The organism is Streptomyces sp. So13.3 (assembly GCF_005860785.2).
Taxonomy (GTDB): Bacteria; Actinomycetota; Actinomycetes; order Streptomycetales; family Streptomycetaceae; genus Actinacidiphila; species Actinacidiphila fildesensis.
The window spans coordinates 2,707,131-2,731,513 of record NZ_CP048835.1; the positions used below are offsets into that span (position 1 = coordinate 2,707,131).

Genomic DNA, 24,383 nt, shown 5'->3' on the forward strand with positions numbered 1-24,383 from the left:
TCAGACGGTGGTGGCGGTGCTGGTGGCGAGGGTGTCGTCGAGCCAGTCGTAGATGCGGGCGAGGGACAGGCGCATGGCGCCGGGGTGGCAGTGCGCGCCGGCGCCTTCTTCGGCGGTGAAGACCATGAGGGTTTTGGGGCAGGTCAGGTGGTGGTCGAGCTGCTCGGGCTGGCCCTTGAAGAATTCGTCGTCGGCGGCGTCGCAGACCAGGGTGGGGCACCGGATCTGTTCGGCGATGCCGTGGTGAAGGGTGTAGTCGAGGTAGGAGGCGCTGAAGGCGCGGGGGGTGTCGACGCCCATGACGTACATGCCGTGGTTGATCGCCCAGCGGGCGGTGGCATCCTGGGCCATGAGCTGCTCGAAGCCCGCGTCGAGTTCAGGGGCCGAGTCCGCGCGCAGGAGACGTTCGGCCGCGGCGCGGTCGCCGGGGATGTTGCGGACGGAGATCTGGCCGAGGTCATAGACACCGTCCACGGCTATCAGCGCGGCCAGGCGGTGCTCGAAGGCCGCTGCCCGGGGGGCGAGCACACCGCCCATGCTGGAGCCCAGCAGCGCGATACGGCTGGTGTCGACCTCGGGAAGGGTCTCGGCGAAGTCGATCACGGGGGTGATGACGTTCTCCCAGTCGGGGCGGAAGACCAGCCCTTCGCGGTGGCGCGGTCCGGGCTGTCCTGGGCCGTCGAAGGTCAGCACCGTGTAGCCGCGCTCCACGGCCGCCAGCGCGCCGCTGAAGTGGAGCTCCTCGGCGGTGCCGTCGAAACCGGAGTGCATGATCAGCGTCGGCCGGGGTGCGCCAGTGGTGTCGGCCCGGTAGAGGTAGCCGGGCAGCGTGGTGCCCTCGTACGGGATACGGACCGGCTCGATCCGCGGGGTGGACAGCGCGGCGGCTGCTTGGAAGCAGGCCACGCTGCGGTCGTAGGCGTGGTCGTGGCGCGGGTCGCACGGGTGCCCGTGCAGGAAGAACTCAGCCGACCGGTAGTAGTTCGATGCCCGCAAGAACCCGTCCCGCGCACTGACCGGGTGACCGGCCTCCAGCGCCTTCCGCGCCTCGCCGGCCACCCGGTCCGCCGTCGCGAGCCACTCCGTGTGCCAACTGTCGTAGTCACCCTCAACGATGCGCTCACACGTCGAGACCACCTCACCGAAATCAGCGCCGCCATAAGCGATGTGACTCATCGAACGCAAGGTCTCGTACCAGAACTGGGTGTTGTCCGGGAACAGCAGCTGCTTCATCACGCTCTCCTTAAGCACAGATCTGTGCGTACGCCAGAACTGTAGACCCTCCGAGCGCAGCGAAGCAAATATTTGTGCTTACGATGTGGGGGTGACCCCGAAACCGTCGACTCCCCGCATCCGCAAGAGCCCCGAGCAGGTCCGCTCGGCCGTCCATCAGGCGGTCATCGACCTGCTGTCCGACCCCGGGGGCGCGGACCTGACCATTCCCGCGATCGCGCAGCGCGCCGGGGTGAACCACACCAGCGTCTACCGGCGCTGGGGCAGCCGTGAGGCGCTCCTGGCCGACGTGGTCGTCGCCCGGCTCGAGCGCGACTGGCCGCTGGCGGACACCGGCACCCTGCGCGGCGACCTCATCGCCTGGGCGGAAGCGGGGGTCGCGAGCATCCGCAAACCCGAAGGCCGGCTCCTCGTGCGGGCCGTCGCCCTGTCGATGCCGGGCAGCGCCCCGGCGCAGGGGGAACGCGCCCAGCACTTCGAACGCCGGATCCAGTCCATCGAACGCATCCGTGAGCGGGCCGCGGCCCGCGGCGAGATCCCCCCGCCCCTCGAAGAGATCCTCGACCAGCTCATCGCACCGCTCTACGTACGAGCGATCTTCGGCATCGACCCCCCGGCCACGGGCTACCCGGAACTCCTAGTGGACCGGCTGCTCAGCAACACGGGTGAGCCGGGAACGGCCTGAGCGACCGTCACCCGAAGAAAGATCCGTCCCCGGATCGAAAGCCCGGCTCAGCGCACCCGTCCCCGCGGCTTCAGGGGCACGGGAGGCAGTTCCGGGGCGGGCAGCGGAGCTCCGTCGTAGCCCCTCACATCCCCGAAGCGAGAGCCGCTCATCCAGTCCGAACGGGCCTGTGCGATGTCCTCGTTCGACCGACCGACGAAGTTCCACCACATGACGATCTTCTCGTCGAAGGGCTCGCCGCCGAGCAGCATCAGGCCGCTGTCCACGTCGGCGCGGATCGCGAGGTCGCGGCGGCCGCAGCCGAGGTAGAGCATCGAGCCAGGGGCGAGGCTTACGCCGTCGACCTCGGCCTCGCCGGACATCGTCAGGGCCGCGTACTCGAAGTCGGGGCGGAGCGGCAGGCGGGTGTCGGTGCCCGCTGCCAGGGCGAGGTCGGCGCCGACGAGGGGGGTGTGGGTGGTGCCGGGTGAGACGGCGCCGTCCAGTTCGCCCATGATGACGGTGGCGTGCAGACCGCCGCCTCCGGTGACGACCGGCAGGTCGGCGTGGTGCTCGAAGGCCGGCGCGGTGTTCCGGTGGGCCTCCGGGAGGGCGACCCAGAGTTGGGCGCCGTGCAGGAGCCGGGGGTGGTCGCGCGGCGATTCCTCGGAGTGCGAGATGGCCCGGCCGGAGGTCATCAGTCCCAGCTCGCGGGGGCGTACGGTCTGCAGACTGCCGAGGCTGTCGCGGTGCAGCACCTCGCCGTCGTGCAGCCAGCTCACCGTCTGCAGGCCCATGTGCGGATGCGGCGGGACCTGCATCCCGGACTCGCGCGCGATGTCGTCGGGGCCGTAGTGGTCGACGAAGCACCAGGCGCCGACCATCCGGCGGCCCAGGTTCGGCAGGAGGCGCCGTACCTGGGTGCTCTCGCCGAGCGTGACGGTGCGCGCGGTGAGGAGCTCGTGGACGGGCTCGGCCGAGACGTCTTCGCGGCCGCCGCACACGGTCGGTGCGGGCTTCACATCGAGGTTGCTCATATCCCGATCATTGCGCACCGGCCCGCCTGGACGTCGGGTCCGTGCCGACGGGTCCCTGCCGACGGGTCCCTGATGCCGTACGCCTGTCAGATGCCCGGGTGCACTCCGTGGACCAGGTCCATCGCCTCGCTGGTGTAGCGCTCGCGGGCGCTGAGGTCCAGGTCGGGGAAGTAGTCCTTGAGCCGGGTGACCACCTGCTGCTCGGACTCGTGGCAGTCGCGCAGCAGGAAGATCGCCTTGTGCAGAATCGACTGGTCCATCGAAATGCCCCCCTCGGAATGCCCACCCGCCTCTTGCGGTGGGCCGCTTCCTACGGTACGCAGACGACCGTCAGCACTTGGGCAAAGAGATCTACACGCCGGGCAAAGAGATTCACGCTCCAGGCAAAAGATCCATGGGAATGTCGACCGGGCGGGCCCGCAGATACTCGCCCAGGCTCTTGGCCTGCGGGTCGGGGCGGGTGGAGGCGGCGACGCCCTCGCCGAGCAGGCCGTGCAGGACGAAGTTGAGGGCGCGCAGGTTGGGCAGTTCGTAGCGGACGACCTCCAGCTCGGCGGACTCCGGGAGCAGCAGCCGCAGCTCGTCGACGCCGAGGTGGGCGCGGAGCCACGCGTAGGCCTCGTCGGTGCGGGCCCACAGGCCGATGTTGGCGTCGCCGCCCTTGTCGCCGGAGCGGGCACCGACCAGCCGCCCGAGCGGTGCCCGGACGGTGGGGCCGGACGGCACGGCCGGGCGTGGCTCGGAGCCGGCGGCCGGCCGCTCCTGACGCACCCGCGCCACCGTCGGCGGCCTCGGCACGTCCAGTCTGGTGCCGTCGGCCAGCACGACCTGGGCCGGCACCTCGTCGGCGGCGACCAGCGCGGGCCAGTACACCCCGTACTCGGTGGGCCGGGGGGACGCCTGTTCCAGATAGAAGCCGGGGTAGCTCGCCAGCGCCGTGCCGGCGACCGCGGTGAACAGCGCGCGGCCGACCTTGTCGCGGTCGGGGTCCTTGACGGTCAGCGTCAGCCGGGCGGTGTCGGCCGCGGGCCGTTCCATCCGCAGGTCGAACTCGTCGAACCGGTCGCTGCCGCCCGTCGCGTCGAGCAGGGACGCCTCCGCGAACCGCGCCTTGGCCTCGATGTCGAGGCCGGTCAGCACGAAGGTGGCGCTGTTGCGGAAGCCGCCGAGGTAGTTGAGGCAGACCTTGAGGGTGTCGGGCGCGGGCTCGCCGCGGGTGCCGGTGACCCGGACCCGGTCGGGGCCCTCCTGCTCCAGGCGCAGGGTGTCGAAGCGGGCGACGACATCGGCGTTCAGGTACTCGGGCCGCTCGATCTCGTAGAGCAGTTGCGCCGTGACGGTGTCGACGGTGACCGCGCCGCCGGTCCCCTCGTGCTTGGTGATGACGCAGGAGCCGTCGGGGTGCATCTCGGCGATGGGGAAGCCGGGGTGCACCGGGTACTCGATCTCGGTGAAGAAGGAGAAGTTGCCGCCGGTGGCCTGGGCGCCGCATTCGATGATGTGGCCCGCGGCGACCGCCCCGGCGAGCCGGTCCCAGTCGTCGAGCGCCCAGTCGAAGGCCCAGGCGGCCGGTCCGGTGACGAGCGCGGCGTCGGTGACCCGGCCGCAGATGACCACGTCGGCGCCGGCGCGCAGCGCGCGGGCGATGCCCCAGCCGCCGAGGTACGCGTTGGCGGTGACGGGCTCGATGCCGGAGTCGGCGAGGAGCCGGCCGGTGGACAGGTTGGCGAACCCGTGACCCTTCTCGCGCAGCTCGGGGAGACGGTCGAGGAGGTCGTCGCCCTCCAGGTGGGCGATGGTGGGGTGGAGGCCGCCGAGCGCGGCCAGTTCGCCGAGTTTGGCGGCGAGTCCGGCCGGGTTGAGGCCGCCCGCGTTGACGACGACCTTGATGCCGCGTTCCAGACAGCTGCCGAGCACCTCGTGCATCTGGGCGAGGAAGGAGACGGCGTAGCCGGCGTCGGGGTCGCGCTGCCGTGCCTTCCACAGGATCAGCATGGTCAGTTCGGCGAGGTAGTCACCGGTCAATACGTCGATCGGCCCGCCTTCGACCATCTCGCGGGCGGCGGACAGCCGGTCGCCGTAGAAGCCCGAGCAGTTGGCGATACGCAGGACGTCGAACGGTGCCGGCATGACGGTCACTCCTGGTCGGTGCTGGGCAGTGGTGGCCGCGCGCAGCATTTCGCGTGCAGTGGCCACCCGGCAAGGGGCCCGTACGGAGCACCCCCTCTCGCGTCGAAAGCGTAGGCCGCCTAACGTTCGTGCATGAGCTCTGCAGGGACGACCCCTCCGCCGCCGGACGAAACACCTTCCACCGCCCAGGATTCCGGTTCCACCACCCCGGATTCCGGCGCCTCACGGGGTGTTCCGGCGCTGCCGGACGGATCGGGCGGGTTCGCGGCCGAGCTGCGGGACGCGATCAGCTTCCGGGCTTTCCTGCTGGTCGTCGGAGGTCTGCTGATCCAGCTGGCCTTCATCGTGTCGTACCTGGGCGCGTTCCACTCCCCCACCCCGCACCGGATCCCGGCCGCCGTCGTGGCGCCCGCGCAGGTGGCGGGCAAGGTGGCCGCACAGCTCAACGGGCTGCCGGGCGAGCCGGTGAAGGCGGTCGTGGTGGCCGACGAGGCCGAGGCGCGGCGGCAGATCATGAACCGTACGGTGGACGCCGCGATCCTCATCAACCCGGCGGGGAAGACCGATTCGCTGCTGGTGGCGTCCGCGGGCGGCCCCTCGGTGTCGCAGACCGCCGCGCAGATCGCGCAGAGCGTCGAGAAGACCCAGCACCGGCAGGTGACGGTCACCGACATCAAGGCCCCCAACAAGGAGGACGGCCGCGGGCTGAGCTCGTTCTACCTGGTCATCGGCTGGGTGGTGGGCGGCTATCTGACCGCCTCGATCCTGGGTGTGGCGGGCGGCGCCCGGCCGGTCAACCGGCACCGTACGGCGATCCGGCTCGGCACCCTCGCGCTCTTCTCGGTGGTCTCCGGGCTCGGCGGGGCGATCATCGTGGATCCGGTGTTCTCGGCGCTGACAGGCCACTTCGTGGCGCTGTGGGCGATCGGCGCGCTGGTGGTCTTCGCGGCCGCCGCCGTCACCACGGCTCTGCAGACGCTCTTCGGCATCATCGGCATCGGGCTGTCGATCCTGCTCTTCGTCGTGATGGGCAATCCGAGCGCGGGAGGCGTCTATCCGGCGTCGCTGCTGCCGCGCTTCTGGAGCGCGATCGGGCAGTCCCTGCCGCCGGGCGCGGGCACCACGGCGGTCCGCAACACCGTGTACTTCGGCGGGAGCGCGACGGCCGGCCCGCTGTGGGTGCTGGCGGCGTACGCGGTCGCCGGTGTCGTCGTCGCGATGGCGACCGTCGTGGTACGCGACCGCCGGGCGGGGTCCGGTACCGACGGTGTCGCGGATCCTGTCACCGGGGCGGTCACACCAGGCTGACGTGACCGGTGCGGTCACACCGGGCTGACCTGGACGATCGCCTTGCCGGTGTTCGTCCTCGGTGAGGTGTTTGACCTTGGCGGCGGATCCGGCGCTGCCGATGACGCGCCCGGCGCCGAGCAGCCGGGCGATCTGACCGGCCGCGGTGCCGACGCCGCCGGCGGCGGCCGAGATGAACACCGTCTCCCCCGGCTGGACGCGGGCGACCTTCGCCAGGCCGACGTACGCGCTGAGGCCGGTGCCGCCGAGCACGCTGAGGTGGCGCGCCGCGGGACTCCCGGCAGATCCGGCAGCACCCGGGCGCCGGCGGCCGTCACCAGCGCGTGGGCGTGCCAGGCGACCCGGTGCCGGACGAGGCCGCCGACGGCCGGCGCCGGGTCGTGGGACTCGACGACGCGGCCGATCGCGCGGCCGTCCAGCGGCGCGTGGAGATCCCAGCCGCCCTCGTCCATCACCTCGCGCATGCAGGGATCGACGGACAGGTAGATGTTCTCGACCGGGGCGGGACCGGGGCCCGGTACCGGGACGGCCTCCTCGACGAAGGCGAAGTTCCCGGCGGTGGGGAGTCCCTGGGGCCGCCCGACCCGGCACGTCGGCCATGTCACCACTCCGGAGATGGCACGGTCGCTCGCCGTGCGCGTCCTGATCCGCGAACTGCGCGCCACGCGCGCCGCCGTCACGGGCCAGGAGCCGTCCCAGGAAACGCCTTTGACGCCATTGCCCAGCCTTTGACGCCGCGACCTAGGCTGGCTCCATGGGCTCCTACGATGATCTCCCGCCGTTCGAACTCGCCTTCCCCGGTCCGCTGCGCGACCGGCTGGTCGCCGCGGTCCTGTCCGGGGAGAAGATCTCCACGACCGGGCTCGTCGAGGACTACGAGTACTGCGGCGACGCGCTGCCCGTCGTCGGCGAACGGTCCGCCCTGATCGATTCGGCGGACCGGCCGGTGGCCGTGCTGGAGACCACGGAGGTCCGCGTCCTGCCGCTCGCCGAGGTGGATCTGGCGCACGCGGTGGACGAGGGCGAGGGCGACCGGACCGTCGCGCAGTGGCGGGCGAACCATGAAGGGTTCTGGCACAGCCAGGAGATGCGCGACGCGATCGGCGACCCGGAGTTCACCGTCACCGACGAGACCCTGGTCGTCGCCCAGCGGTTCCGCGTCGTGGAACGCCTCGACCCGGTGACCGGCGCCCCCGCCCGACCGCGTTCCGCGGACGAGCTGCTGGACATCGTCGACGAGAACGACGAGGTCGTCGGCCAGGAGCGGCGGGCCGAGGCGTACGCCCGCGGGCTGCGGCACCGCTGCGCGTTCGTGCTGGTGAAGGACGGCGAGGGACGGACGTTCGTGCACCGCCGCACCGCGGTGAAGCTGGTCTTCCCGTCGCTGTACGACATGTTCGTGGGCGGGGTCGTCGGAGCGGGCGAGACGTACGACGAGGCCGCGCTGCGGGAGGCCGAGGAGGAGCTGGGGGTGTCGGGACTGGCGCGGCCCGTACCGCTGTTCAAGTTCCTCTACGAGCGGGACGGGCACTCCTGGTGGTCCCAGGTGTACGAGGTGCGGTGCGAACTCCCGGTCTCCCCGCAGGTCGAGGAGGTCGCCTGGCACACCTTCCTGACCGACGGCGAGCTGGAGCGGCGGCTGGCCGAATGGCAGTGGGTCCCGGACGGCCTCGACGCGTTCCACAGGCTGCGTGAGTGGCGGGGGCGGCCTCCTGTGGCGTAGCCGTCCTGGCTCAAGAACGTGCTGGTGAAAGCCCACAACCGGAGCCCGGTGCGCACGGACCGGCCCGGAGGGCGGCTTCGTGACCCGCCGCTGGGTGATCGCGCCGCTCGCCCGCTGACCCATCGACCGACAGGGCCGGGGCCGCTCCGGCCCCGTAACGGTGGGCGCTCACCCGCCGGACACCGGCCGGACACCCGGCGTCCGGGTCCGGTACCGGGTCCGGACGTACAGTGACCGGGTGATCGTCTTCGTACGGGCGCTGCCCGGCAGGCTGCGGGCCGGGGTGTCGGCGGTCGGGCTGTGGTTCTCGCCGGCCCGGGTACAGGCGGAGGGCGAGACGCCCGACTACCGGTTCTCGCTGGCCAACGAGCGCACGTTCCTGGCCTGGATCCGGACCGCGCTGGCGCTGATCGGCGGCGGCTTCGCGGTGGACCAGTTCCTGCCGGACCTGCCGCGGACCGTCCGGGTCGTCCTGGCGCTGGCGCTGCTGGTGGGCGGCGCGATGTGCGCGGTGCGGGCCGTCAACTACTGGGTGCGCTGCGAGCGGGCCATGCGCCGGAACGAGGACCTGCCGCTCTCCCGCTTCCCGACGCTGCTGGCCGTGCTCGTGGCGGGCATCGCGGTGGTGATGGTGGCGATCGTGCTGCTCGGCCGGGCGGGCTAGGCCGTGCCGGAAAGGCCCGCAGGAGTGCGGGACCGCGATCCCGGTCTGCAGCCGGAACGGACCCGGCTGGCCTGGCGGCGGACGACCCTGTCGTGCGCGGTCGCCGCGGTGCTCGCGGGCCGGCAGGCGGTCCACCGGGGGCTGTCCGGCGTGGGGATCGTGGGAGTGGCGCTCGGCGCCTTGGTCTGGCTCGCCTTCCTGCTCGTCGCCCAGCACAGGATCCGCCTCATGGACGCGCCGCGGCCGCCCGTGATGACATCACGGGCGGCCGCGGCGGTGGTGGGGTGCACGGTGGCGCTGGCCGTCTTCGGGGCGGCCGTGCTGTGGTGACGCCCGGGCCGGGGACCGGACGGGTCACATGGTGACGACGATCTTGCCGCGGGTGTGGCCCTCGGCGCTGAGCCGCTGCGCGTCCGCCGCCCGCTCCAGCGGGAAGGCGGCGGCGACCTCCACGGTGATCACACCGGCTTCGGCGAGGTCGCTGAGGGCCGAGAGGTCCGTGGCGTCCGGGCGCACCCATTGGAACCGGCCGCCCATGCCCAGCACCGCCGGGTCGGCGATGGAGACCAGCCGGCCGCTGTCGACGAGCAGGCCCGGGGAGACGGTCAGGGCGTCGCCGCCGACCAGGTCCAGTACGGCGTGCACGCCGTCGGGGGCCAGCGCCCGTACGCGGTCGGCGAGGCCGTCCCCGTAGGTCACCGGTTCCGCGCCCAGCCCGCGCAGGTACTCGTGGTTGCGCTCGCCCGCGGTGCCGATCACCCGGGCGCCGAGGTGCTTGGCGATCTGGACGGCCATGGAGCCCACGCCGCCTGCCGCGGCGTGGATGAGGACCGTGTCGCCCTTGCCGACGTTCAGCTCGCCGAGGAGCGCCTGGTAGGCGGTCAGGCCCGCCAGCGGAAGGCCGGCGGCCTGCTCGAAGCTGAGGTTGGACGGCTTGCGGGCCAGCGTGCGGACCGGGGCGCCGACGTACTCGGCGAACGTGCCGCGGGACAGGAAGTCCTCGCGCACATAGCCGATGACCTCGTCGCCCTCCTCGAACTCCGGGACGTCGGGACCGGTCCTGACGACGACGCCGGAGACGTCCCAGCCGGGAATGACGGGGTAGACCGCGTCGAGCATCGAGTCCAGGTAGCCGGCCTGCGCCTTCCAGTCGACGGGGTTGACCGCCGCGGCCCTGACCTTCACCAGGACGGTGTCCGGTCCGACCTTGGGGTCGGGGCGCTCGCCGTACTCCAGGGCCTCGGGCCCTCCGTAGCTGCGGTAACTGACGGCCTTCATGGTGATGGCTCCTGTACGCCGTGGGGGGATCGGGCGGGGATCAGACGACGCCGGCCTTGTCGGTCGCGTCGGACTGCTCGGCCGCCTTGAGGGGGGACGGGACGGTACCGGCGGCGGAAGCCGTCACCTCGACGGTCCGGGGTCCGTGGTTGGTCCGCAAGCCGAGCCAGCTGACCAGCCCGACCAGTGCGAAGGAGACGGCCGCGATACCGAAGGTGAGGCTGAAGCCGGATTCGGCGGGCAGCGGCGGTGCTCCGGCGGGCAGGTGCTCGATCGTCTTCGACGCCAGGATGGTGGTGACCACGGCGCTGCCGATCGCGCTGCCGGTGGAGCGGGAGATCGAGTTGATGCCGTTGGCGATACCGCTCTGGTGGTGCGGGACGCTCGCCATGATGACGGCGGGCATGGCCGCGTAGCCGAAGCTGACGGCCGCACCGACGATGAGGCCGGCGCCGATCACCGAGGCGGTGTGGCTGTGGTCGAGGGCCAGCCAGCCGAAGCCGGCGGCGCCGAGCACTGCGGCCAGGCCGAGCACGACCCGCGGGCCGCGGTGCCGGACGAGACGGCCGCCGATGGGCGAGGCGAGCAGCGAGACGATCGCGCCGGGGAGCAGGAACTCGACGGAGGCCCGGAGGATGGATGCGTCGAAACCGTAGCCCGTGAGCGCCTTGGGCATCTGGACGAGGTAGGAGACGCCCAGGAAGTTCGCGAACATGCCGAAGCCGACGAGGATCCCGGCGAGGTTGGCCATCAGCACCGGGCGGTGGACGAACATCCGCATGTCGACCAGCGGCTCGCGGACCTTGAGCTCGGTCAGCACCCAGACGGCGCCCATGACGACGGCGCCGGCGAAGCTGCCCAGCGTGCGGCCGGAGGCCCAGCCCCATTCGTGGCCCTGCGAGATCGGCAGCAGGAGCAGCAGGAGGGCGATGCCGAGGGTGAGCGCGCCGAGGATGTCGGTGCGGCCGCCGGTCTTGTGCCGGGTCGCGGGGACCATGGTGACGACCGCGACCAGGGCGAGGACGGCGAAGCCGGTCGCCATCCAGAACGCGTTGCGGTAGTCGGCGTCGGGGCCGGAGGTGAGCAGGCCCGTGGCGACCAGCGCGAGACCGCTGCCGAAGGCGAGGGTGCCGCTGACCAGTGCCATCGCACCGGGAAGCTTCTGCGGGCGGACCTCTTCGCGCAGCACCGACAGCGCCAGCGGGAAGATCGCGGTGGCGGCGCCCTGGAGCACCCGGCCGAGGATCAGCAGCGGCAGGGAGGTCGCGAGGGCGGCGATGACGGAACCCGCGACCATGACGCCGAGTACGGCCACCAGGGTCGGCTTCTTGCCGTGCTGGTCGCCGAAGCGGCCCAGCAGCGGGGTGAAGACCGCGGCGGACAGCAGGGTCGCGGTGGTCACCCAGCTGACGTTGGCGGTCGAGGTGCCGAGGTCGTTGCGGATCAGGCCCAGGATCGGGACGGGCAGGGTCTGCATCATCGACACGACCATGGCGGCGAGGCTCAGGGCGAAGACGATGACCGTCTCGTTCCGGTGCCCGGCTTCGGCGGGTGCGGTGGTGGCTTGGCTCATGGCTGGCGGGTCCTTCTCATTGCTTCACACCATTGCTTCACAACTTGGATGCTTGATGTCGTCAAGCAACTCGACAGACGGTAGACCTCAATAGTTAAGGACGTCAAGTTAATGATTGATGTCGTCAAGCATTTTGAGTACACTCGACCCATGAGCGCCACCACCCCGAACGTCCCGACCAAGCTCGAGCTCCTGGAGCTGCTGGCCGCCATCGGCACCGCCCAGTGGCGGGATTTCGCGGCCGCCGCCGCCCACCACGGCCTCACCTCCACCCAGGCCAAGGTCCTCGCCCAGCTCGACGGCCCGCTGCCGATGCGCGGTCTCGCGGCGCTGCTGGTGTGCGACGCGTCGAACGTCACCGGGATCGTGGACCGGCTGGAGGCGCGGTCGCTCGTCCGCCGCGAGGCGGACCCCGCCGACCGCCGGGTCAAGAACGTCGTGGCGACCGACGAGGGCCGCGACACCATCCGGCGCGTGCGCGAGGAGATGCAGGCGACGCACGGCGCGCTCGACGCCCTGGACGAGGACGAGAGCGCGACGCTCTACGCCCTGCTGGGACGGCTCCGCCCGGCGATGGAGAACAACGCCTGACCCGTCCGGGTAAAGCGCCTGAGACCCGTCCGGATCAGCGGCGGCGCAGCGCCGCCGCGAGCGCGCGCACCTCACGGCCCGCGAAACCGGGCTCCCGCCCCAGCGCGCGGACCAGGTCGTCTCGCACCGCGCGGGTGCGTCCCGCCGCGACCAGCGCCAGCGATTCGGCGAGCGCGGCCGGGAGCGACGGGTGGTACCAGGGCTCCGCGGCGTCCTCGTCGAACCAGCGAACGGCCGGGAACGAGCTGTGCACCTTGGGCTGGTGGTCGCCGAACCACGACCAGGTCCCGGGGTCGAGCGACACATTGACCACATGGCCGGCGGGCAGCGTACGCACCCACGGGCGTGACGCGTCCTGCTGCCAGCGCCAGTGGCCCGGGCTGGTCCTGCCCCGCTGGGTGACACCCACGTAGCGCAGCTTGCGGCGGATCACCGGCCACGGCTCGCGGCTCTCCTCGATCCAGCCGGCGAGCGCGCGGTGCAGGGTGTCGAAGGTGTTGCCCCGGAACACGACGTCCACGAGGGCGACCGGCCGCTTCCGGCGGGCCAGCGCGTACGGGTCGAGCCCCGCCGCGGCGAGGTGCTCGCGGAATCGTGCCCGCATCGCGGGCGTCCAGCCCTGGTCGCTGGTGCACGACACCGGCAGCCGCAGCAGCCGGCCCTCCCACGACGAGCCCTCGAACGCGCCGGTCAGCAGGTCGTACATGCTGTCCAGCGACCGTCCGACGAAGCACAGCTCGGCGCCGTCGGAGCGGGCCAGCACCTTCGCGGCGCATTCGGTGAGCGACGGCAGATAGCGGAGCCGGACCGGCGGCGCGCCCTCGGTGAGCGTGCCGAGCCGGTCCGGGCCGGCACCCGCGGACGTGGCGAGGTTCCAGCGGAACGGCTGCGGCGGGGCGGCGGGGGACGCGGTCGGTCGAGCGGGCATACGCCCCAGTGGATCACCACCGGCCGACCGGGTCATCCGGTTTTCCAGCCGCCTGCCCATGGTCGCTACGGCGCGAGGATATCCAGTTCGCGCAGCGCGCCCAGGCAGATCTCCCGCATCAGGCTCTCCGCGCCGGCCGCGTCCCGCGCCCGGACCGCCTCGGCGACCCGTACGTGCAGCGTGACCGCCTCGGGGTCGGGAGCGGTGAACATCACGTGGTGTTCGGTACGGCCGGTCAGCACCTCGGCCACGACATCGCCGAGCCGGGCGAACATCTCGTTGCCCGAGGCCTGGAGCATGACGCGGTGGAACGCGACATCGTGCACCAGGTACTCGCCCAGATCCGCGGCCCGGCCGGCCGCGGCCATGTCGGACGCGAGCACCGTCAGTTCCCGGCACTGGCCCGGGGTGGCGGCCAGCGCGGCGAGCCCGGCGGCCACCGGCTCGACGGCGGTGCGCAGCATCGTCAGCGAACGCAGCTGGCGGGGGCGGTCGGCGCCGGCCAGCCGCCAGCGGATGACCGCCGGGTCGAAGACGTTCCACTCCTCGGTGCGCCGCACCGTGACGCCGACCCGGCGGCGGGTCTCGACCAAGTGCATGGCCTCCAGGACGCGGACGGCCTCACGGACGACGGTGCGTGACACCCCGTACCGCACTTCGAGCTCGTCGATGCGCAGCACCGTGCCGGGCGGGTAGCCGCCCGAGGCGATGGCGGGCCCGAGTTCGGCCAGTACGCGGGCGTGCAGGCCGCCGCTCTCTCCCTGCTGAGGCATGGGTGACAGCCTATGTGCCACCACCTTGGTATGACGTTTTCATATCGAGCTCTTGAATAAGTAGTACCTATGGCGTTTATTGGTGCCAGCCGCTTGCACAAGGAGGTACGAGCGCATGACTGCCGAACCCGCGCAGCACCAGCCGCAGCACCAGCCGAGCCCCCCGGTCGTCGTCGTCATGGGCGTGTCCGGATCGGGCAAGTCCACGGTCGGCGGCCTGCTCGCCGAACGGCTGGGCGTCCCCTACGCCGAGGCGGACGACTTCCACCCGCCGGCGAACATCGCCAAGATGTCGGCCGGCCATCCGCTGGACGACTCCGACCGCGAGCCGTGGCTGGACGCCATCGCGAACTGGGTCACCGAACGCGACGGGCTGGGCGGTGTGGTCAGCTGCTCCGCCCTGCGGCGCCGCTACCGCGACCGGCTCCGCGCCGCCGCCCCCCGGTTGTTCTTCCTGCACCTGGACGGCCCGCCCGAGCTGATCGCCGCGCGGCTCGCGGCCCGCATGCAGCACTTCATGCCGCCCGGTCTGCTGCGCTCCCAGCTCGAAGCCCTCGAACCGCTGGACGCCGACGAGGCGGGTGCCGTCGTCACGATCGACGGCGGCCCGCAGCAGATCGCCGAGCGCGCGTACGCCGCGCTTCCCCGCTGACCCCCACATCCGCCGCCGTCCCCCTGGAGTACGAACGTGTCTGCACTCAGCGTCGAGCTGCTGGCCGCGACGACCGCGCCGCCCATCACCTCCGCCGGTGACACCCGGCTCGGCATCGCCGCACTCGTCGGCATCGCCGTCATCATCGTGCTGATCACCCGCTGGAAGGTGCACGCCTTCCTCGCCCTCACCATCGGCTCGCTCGTGCTCGGCGCGGTGGCGGGCGCACCGCTGGCGAAGGCCGTCACGAGCTTCACGACGGGTCTCGGCTCGACGGTCGCGGGGGTCGGCGTGCTCATCGCGCTCGGTGCCGTCCTCGGCAAACTGCTGGCGGACTCGGGCGGCGCCGACCAGATCGTCGACACCATCCTGGCCCGCACCAGCGAACGCCGGATGCCATGGGCCATGGCGGGGATCGCGGGCCTGATCGGGCTGCCGCTCTTCTTCGAGGTCGGCATCGTGCTGCTGATACCCGTAGTCCTGCTGGTCGCCCGGCGCGGCAACTACTCGCTGATGCGGGTCGGCATCCCGGCGCTGGCCGGGCTCTCCGTCATGCACGGCCTGGTGCCGCCGCACCCCGGCCCGCTCGCCGCCATCGACGCCATCCACGCCGACCTCGGCACCACCCTGGCGCTCGGTGTCCTCGTCGCGCTGCCCACTCTCGCCATCGCGGGGCCGCTCTTCGGCCGGGTGGCCGACCGCTGGGTGAAGGTCGACCCGCCGGAGAACCTCACCCCGGCCCGCGCCTCGGACAACCTCGAGCGGCGTCCCAGCTTCACCGCGACGGTGTGCACGATGCTGCTGCCGGTGGCGCTGATGCTCGCCAAGGCGCTGGTGGACATCATGGTCGACGACCAGCAGAGCCTGGTCTACCGGACCTTCGACGTGCTCGGCACGCCGCTGATCGCGCTGCTCGCCGCCGTCGTCCTGGCCATGTTCACCATGGGCCGCGCGGCCGGGTTCACCAAGGAACGGATCTCCTCGACCGTCGAGAAGTCGCTCGCCCCGATCGCCGGCATCCTGCTCATCGTCGGCGCGGGTGGCGGGTTCAAGCAGACGCTGATCGACGCCGGGGTCGGCAACATGATCCTCAACTGGTCCGACAGCTGGAACATCTCACCGCTGCTGCTCGCCTGGCTGATCGCCGTCCTCATCCGGGTCGCCACCGGCTCCGCGACCGTCGCCACGATCTCCGCGGCCGGCCTCGTGGCACCGCTCGCGACCGACATGTCGACAACTCATGCGGCGCTGCTGGTACTCGCCGTCGGAGCCGGCTCGCTGTTCTTCTCGCATGTCAACGACGCCGGGTTCTGGCTCGTGAAGGAGTACTTCGGGATGGATGTCCCGCAGACCCTCAAGTCGTGGTCGACGATGGAGACAGTGATCTCGGTGGTGGCCCTAGGCTTCGTCCTGCTGCTCTCGCTCGTTCTGTAGTGCGAGGCGGCGTCAGAGGACAGTCCTGGGGAGGGCACGCATGGGCACGACGGCGATTGTCGATACAACGGGCACGGAGCCGTATCTCATGGAACTGGCTCCGGACGTCCATGCGTTCTGCCAGCCCGACGGCGGCTGGTGCCTGAGCAACGCGGGCTTCGTCAGCGACGGCACGAGCACGCTGCTCGTGGACACCGCCGCCACCGAGCGCCGTGCCCGGCTGCTGCGGGACGCCATCACGACGGCGGGCGTGCCGCATCCGGAGTACGTGGTCAACACCCACCACCACGGCGACCACACCTACGGCAACGGCCTGTTCGCGGCGGGCGGCTCGACCGTCGTCGGGCACACCGCGTGCCGCCGGGAGCTGCTGGCGGCCGGCCGCCAGCTGCACGGGGTCTGGCCCGACGTCGACTACGGCGACATCGAGATCACCGCGCCCACCGTCACGTACTCCGAATCGATGCGGCTGCACACGGCCGGCTCGGAAATACGGCTGTTCCACCCCGGGGTGGCCCACACGCCGGGCGACACCATCGTGTGGCTGCCGCGCCAGCGCATCGTCTTCACCGGTGACCTGGTCTTCAACGGCGGCACGCCGTTCATCCTGATGGGGTCCCTGACCGGGTCGCTGCGCGCGCTGGACCTGCTGCGGTCGCTGGACGCCGAGATCGTCGTCCCCGGGCACGGCCCGGTCACCGACCCCGGCGTCTACGACACCATGGAGCGGTATCTGCGCAACCTCGGCTGTCTCGCGGACACCGGCCGCGCCGCCGGCCACACCCCGCTGCAGACCGCCCGCGCCGCCGACCTCGGGGCCTTCGCCCAACTCCGTGAGTCCGAGCGGCTGGTCGCCAACCTGCACCGGGTCTACGCCGAACTCGACGGCATCGCGCCGGGCGCCCCGCTGGACGTGGCGGCGGCGTTCGCCGACATGACGGAGATGAACGGCGGCGTGCCGGTGGCCTGCCACGCGTAATGCCCTTCCGGCGGATCATGGCTGTCCGGTCCAGCCGGTCTCCGGCCGGCAGGTGGCCCGTCGCGGCAGAACGGGCGGCTCCCCCGGCACCCGTTCACGCGGCGGTGACCGGTCCTCGGCGACACCGGGAGCCGCCGTTCCGGGTGGGGCCGCGCGTGATCGGCCGGACGGGCCTCAGCGGTGTCTATCGGGCCGCAAGGTGCCGCCCGGCGGCAATGTCACCAGCGCGGAACGGACGGCGTGCACCACCGCGGGTCGGCCTCGCGCATGGCCGCCGCGTCGTCGCGGTCCCGCATCGTGCCGTCGTCGTCCAGCCAGCGCTGGTGGAGCACCTTGAGGGCGTCCCGGTCGAGTTCGACGCCGAGGCCGGGCGCGTCGGAGACGGTGAGCCGGCCGTCGGTGAAGACATGCCGGGACGTGATGACGTCGTCGGTCTGCCAGGGGTAGTGCGAGTCGCAGGCGTAGTCGAGGTTGGGGACGGTCGCGGCCACGTGGGTCATGGCGGCGAGGCTGATTCCCAGGTGGGTGTTGGAGTGCATGGACAGGCCGACGCCGAAGGTGCGGCAGATCGCGGCCAGTTCACGGGTGTTGCGCAGCCCGCCCCAGTAGTGGTGATCGGACAGCACGACCTGGACGGCGCCCGTCGCGAACGCCTCCCGGATCTCCGGGAAGGTCGTCACGCACATGTTGGTGGCCAGCGGCACATCGGTGCCGGCCGCGACCTCCGCCATGCGGGCGGTGGTGCTGGCCGGGTCCTCCAGGTATTCGAGGACGTCGCCCAGTTCGGCGGCGACCCGCAGCGACGTCTCCACGGACCAGGCGCCGTTGGGGTCCAGCCGCAGCGGCTGACCGGGGAACTCCTCGGCCAGCGCCCTGACGGCGGCGATCTCCTCGTCGGGCGGGAAGACGCCGCCCTTGAGCTTGAAGGAGGCGAACCCGTACGTGTCGGCGAAGCGGCGGGCCTGGGCCACGACTCCGGCCGGGTCGAGCGCGGCGCCCCAGTCGTCACGGGGTGTGTCCGCGCCGGGGTGGTGCGCCCAGCGGTAGAAGAGGTACGCGCTGTACTCGACGGTGTCGCGGACCTTGCCGCCGAGCAGGGTGTGCACGGGCAGCCCGAGGATCTTGCCGAGCGCGTCGAGGCAGGCGACCTCGAACCCGGAGATGACGGAGAGCCGCAGCTTGTCGGCGGTCTGCACCCCGCGCAGCCCGCCGACGTCGACGGAGTCGGAGACGTCGTCGGGGTCGCCGCAGACCTGCTCGGCGAGCGTGAACAGCCCGTTCAGATCGCTGACCGCATGGCCGGGCAGAGCCTTGCCCAGGGGCGCGGCCAGCTCCAGGTACCGGCTGTCGCCGTACGTCTCGCCGACGCCGACCGTGCCGTCGGCGGTGACCACCTCGATGATCAGGCGCGGGGTGAAGGGCTGGTGCACGCCCTGGGTGTTGAGCAGCGGCGGGTCGGCGATCAGGATCGGGGTGAGCCTGACCTCCGTCACCGTCAGTGCCCCGGAGTCCCTCAGTGCCCTGGCGTTCGCCGCCGCTGTCTGCGTATGTGAATCCCGTTCACCCATAAGTCCAGAGGCTAGGCGGGGGCCGAGTCCGCGTCAACCCACGCCGGGAGCGCCTCCCTGGCCGCGTGCCAGGCCGCCGGCAGGGCCGCGACCCCGGTGCGGGCGGCGACCACACCGCCCGCGATCGCGCAGGTGGTGTCCATGTCGCCGCGGCCGGAGACGGTGGCCCACAGGCACTCCTGGAGGTCGTCGGGGTGGTTTCCCGCGCACCACAGCGCGAACGGGACCGTGTCGGGGGACGACACCCGGTATCCGGAGCCGAGCACTTCGGCGGCATGGCGGACCGAGGCGTACTCGGACATCCGGGAGGCGGTGCGCAGGCCGGAGCGGACGTCGGAGACGTCGAGCCGGTCCGCGACGGAGCTCAGGAACTCGGCACGGGCGGGGGCGGGACCACCCCGGCCGCGGGCCGTGAGCGCGGCGGCGACCGCGACCGCCACGGCTCCGGCGACGGCCTCGGGGTGGTGGTGCGAGACGGCGGCCTGGCGGGCGGCCAGTTCGGCGACCGTGTCCAGGTCGCCGCTGTGCCAGGCGCCGAGCGGGGCCACCCGCATGGCGGCCCCATTCCCCCAGGAGCCCTGGCCCTCGAACTGCTCGCCCACCACGGCCTGCCACGGCTCCCCCGCACCGATCCGGCGGAGCACGTCGTGCATCGAGGGACCGTAGCCGCGGTGGTCGTCGGCGGCGTACTCGTCGGCGAGGCGGCGCGCCAGCCGGTCCTGGTCGACCGCGCCACCGCTCTCCGACAGCTCCCGGAAGAGCGCGAGCGCCTGCGCGGTGTCGTCGCTCCACAACCAGGTGTCCTGCGGCGGCAGGACACGTTTCTCCAGCGCCTCGGGGCCCGCGAGCCGGAACATCGAGAACCAGCGGTCGCCGAAGGCGTCCCCGTGGGCGAGTCCGTGGAGCGAGTCCAGGGCGGCGGCGGGGATGTACATCTAGGCTCCTCGAAGGGCATGGACGGGCCGCCAGTCTCCCAGCCGGAACCGGCCCACAACACCGGATTCCGGATCCCTACTGGACGACATACCGACTGGTCGGCATGATGGCAGGAACGCCAGGACCAAGGTGTGCCGGGTGGTGAGGAGCAGACGATGAGCGGTACGGACAATCCACCGGGCAATCCCCCGGCCGGTTCGCCGGACAATCCGCCGGGCAATCCGCCGGCCGGTTCGCCGGACAATCCCCCGGCCGATCCACCGGGGCTCGACCTCGGTCGGCTGCGCGAACATCTGGACCGGGAGCGGCCGGGACTGGTGCGCGGCGCACTGCGCGCCCGGCTGATCGAGGGCGGCCGGTCCAACCTGACGTACGCCGTCACCGACGGCGTCTCGCGGTGGGTGGTGCGGCGGCCGCCGCTCGGGCACGTCCTGGCCACCGCGCACGACATGACGCGCGAGCACCGGGTGATCAGCGCGCTGAGCGACACCCCGGTTCCGGTGCCCGGCACCGTGCTGCTGTGCGAGGACCCCGAGGTGATCGGCGCGCCGTTCTACGTCATGGACTTCGTGGACGGCACCCCGTACCGCACCTCCGCGCAGCTCGCCGGGATCGGCCCGGAGCGCACCCGCGCCGTCGTGCTGGGGCTCGTCGACACCCTGGTGGACCTGCACGCGGTGGACCCGGCAGCAGCCGGTCTCGACGGCTTCGGACGTCCTGAGGGCTTCCTGGAACGGCAGTTGCGCCGCTGGGGCAAGCAGCTGGAGGCGTCCGGCAGCCGGGAGCTGCCCGGTATCGCGGAACTGCACGCCGCCCTCGGCAAGGCGCTGCCCGTCTCGCCCGCGCCCACCGTCGTGCACGGCGACTACCGGCTCGACAACGTTCTCGTCGGCGACGACGACCAGGTCCGGGCCGTCCTGGACTGGGAGATGTCGACGCTGGGCGACCCGCTCACCGACCTCGGCCTGCTGGTGATGTACAGCGAGCAGGAGACCGTCCCGGACGCGCCCGTGTCCACCACCGGCGACGCGCCCGGCCACCCCAGTGCCCAGGAACTGGTCGAGCGGTACGCCGAGCGGTCCGGCCGCGACACCTCCGCCATCGACTGGTACACGGCCTTCGCGTACTTCAAGCTCGCCGTGATCCTCGAGGGCATCCACTACCGCTACACGCTGGGCCAGACCGTCGGTGCCGGTTTCGACCGGATCGGCTCCCTGGTCCCCGCGTTCATCGACCGCGGGCTGCTCAAGCTCCGGCTCCAGCCCCAGGAGGACTGAGGACTGATGGATTTCGCCTATGACGCCCGTACCGAGGAACTGCGGACGCGACTGACCGCGTTCATGGAGGAGCACGTCCACCCGGCGGAGCCGGTCTTCGCCCTCCAGCGCGAGCAGGCCGAGGGCGACGCCCGCTGGTCCGCGCCGCCCATGGTGGAGGAGCTGAAGGCGGAGGCCAAGCGGCAGGGATTGTGGAACCTCTTCCTGCCCGGCGAGCGCGGGGCGGGGCTGACGAACCTGCAGTACGCGCCGCTGGCCGAGATCACCGGCCGCAGCCCGCACCTGGCGCCGCCCGCGCTGAACTGCGCCGCGCCCGACACCGGGAACATGGAGGTGCTGAGCGAGTTCGGCACCGAGCAGCAGCGCAAGCAGTGGCTGGAGCCGCTGCTCGCCGGTGAGATCCGATCCGCGTTCGCGATGACGGAACCGGACGTCGCCTCGTCGGACGCCACGAACATCGAGACGCGGATCGAGCGCGACGGTGACTCGTACGTCATCAACGGCCGCAAGTGGTACATCTCCGGGGCGATGAACCCCAAGTGCGCCATCATGATCGTGATGGGCAAGAGCGACCCGTCGGCGGAACGCCACCGCCAGCAGAGCCAGATCCTCGTGCCGCGTGACACCCCCGGCGTCGAAGTACGCCGCGGCATGCGGGTGTTCGGCTACGACGACGGTGACCACGGCGGCCACGCCGAGGTGGTCTTCACCGACGTCCGGGTGCCGGCCGAGAACCTGATCGGCGAGGAGGGCGGCGGCTTCGCCATCGCCCAGGCACGGCTCGGACCGGGCCGGATCCACCACTGCATGCGCCTGATCGGCATGGCGGAGCGCGCCCTCGAGCTCATGTGCCGGCGGGCGACGGACCGGGTGGCGTTCGGCAAGCCGATCGCCGAGCAGGGTGTGGTCCAGGAGTGGATCGCGGAGGCGCGGGTCGAGATCGAACTGCTGCGGCTGCTGGTGCTGAAGACGGCCTGGCTGATGGACACGGTCGGCAACCGGGGCGCGCACACCGAGATCCAGTCGATCAAGATCGCTACTCCGGCCGCGGTGCAGGCGATCATCGACCGGGCGATCCAGGTGCACGGCGCGGGGGGCGTGGGTCAGGACTTCCCGCTGGCGGAGCTGTGGGCGGCGGCGCGAACGTTGCGGTTGGCGGACGGGCCGGACGAGGTGCACAAGCGGTCGCTGGCGCGTCGTGAGCTGAGGAAGTACGCGTAGTTGGCGGTCCGTCGTGGGGCGGGGCCGGGCTCTCCGGCGCGAGGGTTCGAAATCGACTATTTACGGGCCTGGCGGCCCACAAATAGCTCGGCAGCATTTCGAACCCTCCCCCAACCTCCGGCCGGGGGTGCCCCCAGCTGCGATCCCGGCCCCTCGCGTTCGGGCCCGCCCGGCTCGACCCGGTTGCCGGACCGCAGCGGGGAGTCGGGGCCCCGCACGGCTCGACATCAGCCGGAACGCGGCGCGAAGGGCTCCCGGTCGCGGTAGCGGGGCCTGCCGTCGGTGCCCGCAGGGTGCTGGTCGAGCCGGTACACCCGGTACGCGACACGGCACTTGGCGTCCGCGTAGAGGAGGCGGCCGGGACCGGAAGCCCCGGGTCGGTACCCGATGGGAACCGCGGCCTGGGCGAGGATCGGGTCGTGGCAGTAGTAACACCAGTCGTGCGGCTCGGCGACGACGGTCGCGCCGCAGGACGGCTCGCACGCGTAGAGCTCGACGTAGTCGGCATGTACACCCGTGCCCATGGGCACGGGACCGAGCGACCGGGCGCGGTACAGGCGTGCCTTGCAGAGCGCGCAGTTCAACCCCTGTAGCTGGTTGATCGCCAGCCGTTCCGGGTCGATCGCCAGCGGCTGCTCGTGTTCCGTGCCCACGACTTCTCCCTGTCACCATGAGTGATCGGCTTGTAGGAGTAGCGTTACGTGCACGGGCAGCAGGGCCCAGGACATGAGTGTCCGCTGCCGTCCGCACCCCTGCGGACACTGCGGACACGGGGCGATGATGAGCGAAGAGACGTTCGGACAGGCACTCCGTAGGCTGCGCGGCAGCCGCTCCTTACGGGATCTTGCACAGCGTGCCACCTGTGGGAAGTCCTACGTGGCCGATCTGGAGACCGGCCGGCGCCGTCCGACGGAGGCGATTGCCGCTGCCCTGGACACGGCCCTCGACGCACACGGCGCGTTGATCGCACTCGCCGGTGTCCGCGCGGACATGCCTGTCCTCGCCCAAGCAGCGGCCCTTCAGCTTGGGTTGTCCGACGCTCTCGCCGCAGGGCCCATGACGGACGCGAGCCTGAACGAGTGGGACTACACCGTCGCGCGGCACGGGCGGGCGACACGGTTCCGTCCCGAGGGCGAACTGCTACCCGAGTTGCTCAGCGATTTCGCCGACCTGAAAAGGCTCCTCGGGCACCGTCATTCCGTTCACGTCCGGCGGCGGCTCACGCTGGCCGTGGCGCACATGTCGGGGCTGATGGCCCTCACGCTGCTCAAGCTCGGTGACGCTTCGAGCCGCGATTGGTGGCGCACCGGCCGGGCAGCCGCGGCGGCAGCGGAGGACCGAGAGGTCCTGTCATGGATGTACGCGCAAGAGGCGTACCAGCAGTACTACAGCGGCGACATAGAGGGCGCCGTCGAGTTGGCCTGCCGGGCGCAGCATCTCGCGGGCGGTCTGCCGTGCGTAGGGCCCGCCCTCGCAGCCCCGCTGGAGGCCCGCGCTCACGCTCTGTTGGGCCGCCGAGAGGAAGCCGTCGCGGCACTTGCAGCGGCGGACACCGCGCTCGGTCGGCTCGATCCGGCGGACCGGATCGGTAGCGCCTTCGGGTACAGCGAGTCGCAGTTCAGGTTCCACAGCGGCAACGCCTGGACGCACCTGCGGGAGACGGCCCGTGCCGGTGAGCAGCAGGCCCGCGCGCTGGAGCTGTACCCGCTCGGTGACCACACGGACCGCGCGCTCATCCACCTTGATCAGGCAGTGTGTCTGGCGGCCGATGGGGATCCCGCGGGGGCCGCCGTCCTGGCGACCGACACCATCGTGACGCTGCCGGCCGACCACCGCTCCGCGCTGATCATCTACCGCGCCCGGGAGCTGGCAACTAGTGTTCCCGAGGCACAGGAAGTGCGGGCTCTGCGCGAGGTGTTGGCGCTGCCCCCCGGTGAGAGGGACAGCTGACATGGTGAACATCGAGCGGGCGACCGCGGCGGACGCCGAGACGATCTCCGAACTCCTCGGCGAGATCGAGGCGTACTACGGCGGCGAGTCAGTGCCCGGCGACATCGACCAGATTCACGCGGCACTGTTCAGCGCGCTGCCCATGGCTACGGTCCTGCTCGCGCGCGAGGGCGGCGATGTCGTCGGCCTGGCCAGCTACTCGTTCCTGTGGCCTGCGGCCGGCGCCGAAGCGTCGCTCTACCTGAAGGAGCTGTACGTCCGGGAGACGGCCCGCCGTCGCGGTGTGGCCGGTGTATTCATGGCCAAGCTGCGTGAGGCTGCCGATGAGGCCGGCTGCACCCGGATCGAGTGGACGGCGGACCGGGACAACCCGCCAGCGCTCGCGTTCTACGAGGCGTTCGGGGCGGAGCCTCGCGACGGAAAGGTGTTCTACCGGTGGGGCAAGTGACAGCGACGGGGCACGG

The 24,383-nt window shown here is 71.7% G+C and carries 24 protein-coding genes and 2 pseudogenes; 14 read left to right on the forward strand and 12 right to left on the reverse strand.

Annotated features, from left to right (window positions below):
• Positions 1-1,233 (reverse strand): alpha/beta fold hydrolase, encoded by a 1,233-nt coding sequence (locus C8250_RS12300; protein ID WP_138353272.1) that lies wholly within the window; start codon positions 1,231-1,233, stop codon positions 1-3.
• A 91-nt stretch (positions 1,234-1,324) separates the two neighbouring features.
• Here C8250_RS12300 and C8250_RS12305 point away from each other — a divergent pair, with 91 nt between their 5' ends.
• Positions 1,325-1,918, forward strand: a complete 594-nt coding sequence (locus C8250_RS12305) for a TetR/AcrR family transcriptional regulator (protein ID WP_244809104.1) — start codon at positions 1,325-1,327, stop codon at positions 1,916-1,918.
• 47 nt (positions 1,919-1,965) lie between these two features.
• On the opposite strand, the gene C8250_RS12310 is transcribed toward C8250_RS12305, so the two are convergent.
• From C8250_RS12310 to C8250_RS12320, 3 genes are all read right to left on the reverse strand, one after another.
• Positions 1,966-2,934 carry a pirin family protein gene (locus C8250_RS12310; RefSeq protein WP_138353274.1) on the reverse strand — a complete coding sequence of 323 codons (969 nt, stop codon included), beginning with the start codon at positions 2,932-2,934 and terminating at the stop codon, positions 1,966-1,968.
• An 86-nt stretch (positions 2,935-3,020) separates the two neighbouring features.
• Positions 3,021-3,194, reverse strand: a complete 174-nt coding sequence (locus C8250_RS12315; protein WP_187144815.1) for a hypothetical protein — start codon at positions 3,192-3,194, stop codon at positions 3,021-3,023.
• 112 nt (positions 3,195-3,306) lie between these two features.
• On the reverse strand, positions 3,307-5,064 hold the full coding sequence (locus C8250_RS12320; RefSeq protein WP_138353275.1) for an acyclic terpene utilization AtuA family protein: 1,758 nt from the start codon (positions 5,062-5,064) through the stop codon (positions 3,307-3,309).
• Between the two features lie 132 nt (positions 5,065-5,196).
• Here C8250_RS12320 and C8250_RS12325 point away from each other — a divergent pair, with 132 nt between their 5' ends.
• On the forward strand, positions 5,197-6,372 hold the full coding sequence (locus C8250_RS12325; protein WP_138353276.1) for a DUF3533 domain-containing protein: 1,176 nt from the start codon (positions 5,197-5,199) through the stop codon (positions 6,370-6,372).
• 63 nt (positions 6,373-6,435) lie between these two features.
• Here C8250_RS12325 and C8250_RS12330 read toward each other — a convergent pair.
• Positions 6,436-6,980: pseudogene (locus C8250_RS12330) on the reverse strand (NADP-dependent oxidoreductase); the annotation flags it as partial.
• Positions 6,981-7,126: 146 nt separating this feature from the next.
• Between C8250_RS12330 and C8250_RS43500 the strand changes: the two are divergent.
• From C8250_RS43500 to C8250_RS12345, 4 genes and pseudogenes are all read left to right on the forward strand, one after another.
• A pseudogene (locus tag C8250_RS43500) lies at positions 7,127-7,528 on the forward strand (ASCH domain-containing protein); the annotation flags it as partial.
• Positions 7,529-7,552: 24 nt separating this feature from the next.
• Positions 7,553-8,095 carry an NUDIX domain-containing protein gene (locus C8250_RS12335; RefSeq protein WP_244809813.1) on the forward strand — a complete coding sequence of 181 codons (543 nt, stop codon included), beginning with the start codon at positions 7,553-7,555 and terminating at the stop codon, positions 8,093-8,095.
• A 238-nt stretch (positions 8,096-8,333) separates the two neighbouring features.
• Positions 8,334-8,759 carry a DUF202 domain-containing protein gene (locus tag C8250_RS12340; protein WP_244809106.1) on the forward strand — a complete coding sequence of 142 codons (426 nt, stop codon included), beginning with the start codon at positions 8,334-8,336 and terminating at the stop codon, positions 8,757-8,759.
• A 24-nt stretch (positions 8,760-8,783) separates the two neighbouring features.
• Positions 8,784-9,089: a DUF202 domain-containing protein gene (locus C8250_RS12345; protein WP_138353278.1), complete on the forward strand. Its 306-nt coding sequence runs from the start codon at positions 8,784-8,786 to the stop codon at positions 9,087-9,089.
• A 24-nt stretch (positions 9,090-9,113) separates the two neighbouring features.
• On the opposite strand, the gene C8250_RS12350 is transcribed toward C8250_RS12345, so the two are convergent.
• Together C8250_RS12350 and C8250_RS12355 are read right to left on the reverse strand one after the other, a co-directional pair.
• On the reverse strand, positions 9,114-10,037 hold the full coding sequence (locus C8250_RS12350; RefSeq protein ID WP_138353279.1) for an NADP-dependent oxidoreductase: 924 nt from the start codon (positions 10,035-10,037) through the stop codon (positions 9,114-9,116).
• A 40-nt stretch (positions 10,038-10,077) separates the two neighbouring features.
• Positions 10,078-11,610 carry an MFS transporter gene (locus C8250_RS12355; protein WP_138353280.1) on the reverse strand — a complete coding sequence of 511 codons (1,533 nt, stop codon included), beginning with the start codon at positions 11,608-11,610 and terminating at the stop codon, positions 10,078-10,080.
• 150 nt (positions 11,611-11,760) lie between these two features.
• Here C8250_RS12355 and C8250_RS12360 point away from each other — a divergent pair, with 150 nt between their 5' ends.
• Complete coding sequence (locus tag C8250_RS12360; RefSeq protein WP_138353281.1) at positions 11,761-12,201, forward strand: MarR family transcriptional regulator; 441 nt, start codon at positions 11,761-11,763, stop codon at positions 12,199-12,201.
• A gap of 34 nt (positions 12,202-12,235) precedes the next feature.
• Here the strand turns inward: C8250_RS12360 and C8250_RS12365 are convergent, their stop codons facing one another.
• Positions 12,236-13,129, reverse strand: a complete 894-nt coding sequence (locus C8250_RS12365) for a hypothetical protein (protein ID WP_138353282.1) — start codon at positions 13,127-13,129, stop codon at positions 12,236-12,238.
• 65 nt (positions 13,130-13,194) lie between these two features.
• A complete protein-coding gene (locus tag C8250_RS12370; protein ID WP_138353283.1) occupies positions 13,195-13,902 on the reverse strand; it encodes an FCD domain-containing protein in 708 nt (235 codons plus the stop codon).
• A gap of 115 nt (positions 13,903-14,017) precedes the next feature.
• On the opposite strand from C8250_RS12370, the gene C8250_RS12375 reads away from it, so the two are divergent.
• The 3 genes from C8250_RS12375 to C8250_RS12385 are packed head-to-tail and all read left to right on the forward strand — an operon-like array spanning position 14,018 to position 16,967.
• Entirely contained in the window at positions 14,018-14,554 is a 537-nt protein-coding gene (locus tag C8250_RS12375; RefSeq protein WP_138353284.1) for a gluconokinase, GntK/IdnK-type, read from the forward strand.
• A 36-nt stretch (positions 14,555-14,590) separates the two neighbouring features.
• The gene (locus C8250_RS12380; RefSeq protein WP_138353285.1) at positions 14,591-15,988 is read left to right on the forward strand and encodes a gluconate:H+ symporter; all 1,398 of its coding nucleotides are present in this window, start codon (positions 14,591-14,593) and stop codon (positions 15,986-15,988) included.
• Between the two features lie 40 nt (positions 15,989-16,028).
• Positions 16,029-16,967, forward strand: a complete 939-nt coding sequence (locus tag C8250_RS12385) for an MBL fold metallo-hydrolase (RefSeq protein ID WP_138353286.1) — start codon at positions 16,029-16,031, stop codon at positions 16,965-16,967.
• A 218-nt stretch (positions 16,968-17,185) separates the two neighbouring features.
• Here C8250_RS12385 and C8250_RS12390 read toward each other — a convergent pair whose 3' ends face one another.
• Complete coding sequence (locus C8250_RS12390) at positions 17,186-18,466, reverse strand: glucarate dehydratase family protein (protein ID WP_232485619.1); 1,281 nt, start codon at positions 18,464-18,466, stop codon at positions 17,186-17,188.
• 80 nt (positions 18,467-18,546) lie between these two features.
• Entirely contained in the window at positions 18,547-19,470 is a 924-nt protein-coding gene (locus C8250_RS12395; RefSeq protein WP_138353288.1) for an ADP-ribosylglycohydrolase family protein, read from the reverse strand.
• 156 nt (positions 19,471-19,626) lie between these two features.
• On the opposite strand from C8250_RS12395, the gene C8250_RS12400 reads away from it, so the two are divergent.
• Positions 19,627-20,748: a phosphotransferase family protein gene (locus C8250_RS12400; RefSeq protein ID WP_138353289.1), complete on the forward strand. Its 1,122-nt coding sequence runs from the start codon at positions 19,627-19,629 to the stop codon at positions 20,746-20,748.
• Positions 20,749-20,754: 6 nt separating this feature from the next.
• The gene (locus C8250_RS12405) at positions 20,755-21,969 is read left to right on the forward strand and encodes an acyl-CoA dehydrogenase family protein (protein WP_138353290.1); all 1,215 of its coding nucleotides are present in this window, start codon (positions 20,755-20,757) and stop codon (positions 21,967-21,969) included.
• Positions 21,970-22,196: 227 nt separating this feature from the next.
• Here C8250_RS12405 and C8250_RS12410 read toward each other — a convergent pair whose 3' ends face one another.
• Positions 22,197-22,622 (reverse strand): hypothetical protein, encoded by a 426-nt coding sequence (locus tag C8250_RS12410; protein WP_138353291.1) that lies wholly within the window; start codon positions 22,620-22,622, stop codon positions 22,197-22,199.
• 127 nt (positions 22,623-22,749) lie between these two features.
• Here C8250_RS12410 and C8250_RS12415 point away from each other — a divergent pair, with 127 nt between their 5' ends.
• Positions 22,750-23,919 (forward strand): helix-turn-helix domain-containing protein, encoded by a 1,170-nt coding sequence (locus tag C8250_RS12415; protein WP_232485611.1) that lies wholly within the window; start codon positions 22,750-22,752, stop codon positions 23,917-23,919.
• Between the two features lies 1 nt (position 23,920).
• Complete coding sequence (locus C8250_RS12420) at positions 23,921-24,367, forward strand: GNAT family N-acetyltransferase (protein ID WP_138353293.1); 447 nt, start codon at positions 23,921-23,923, stop codon at positions 24,365-24,367.
• Positions 24,368-24,383 lie beyond the last annotated feature (16 nt).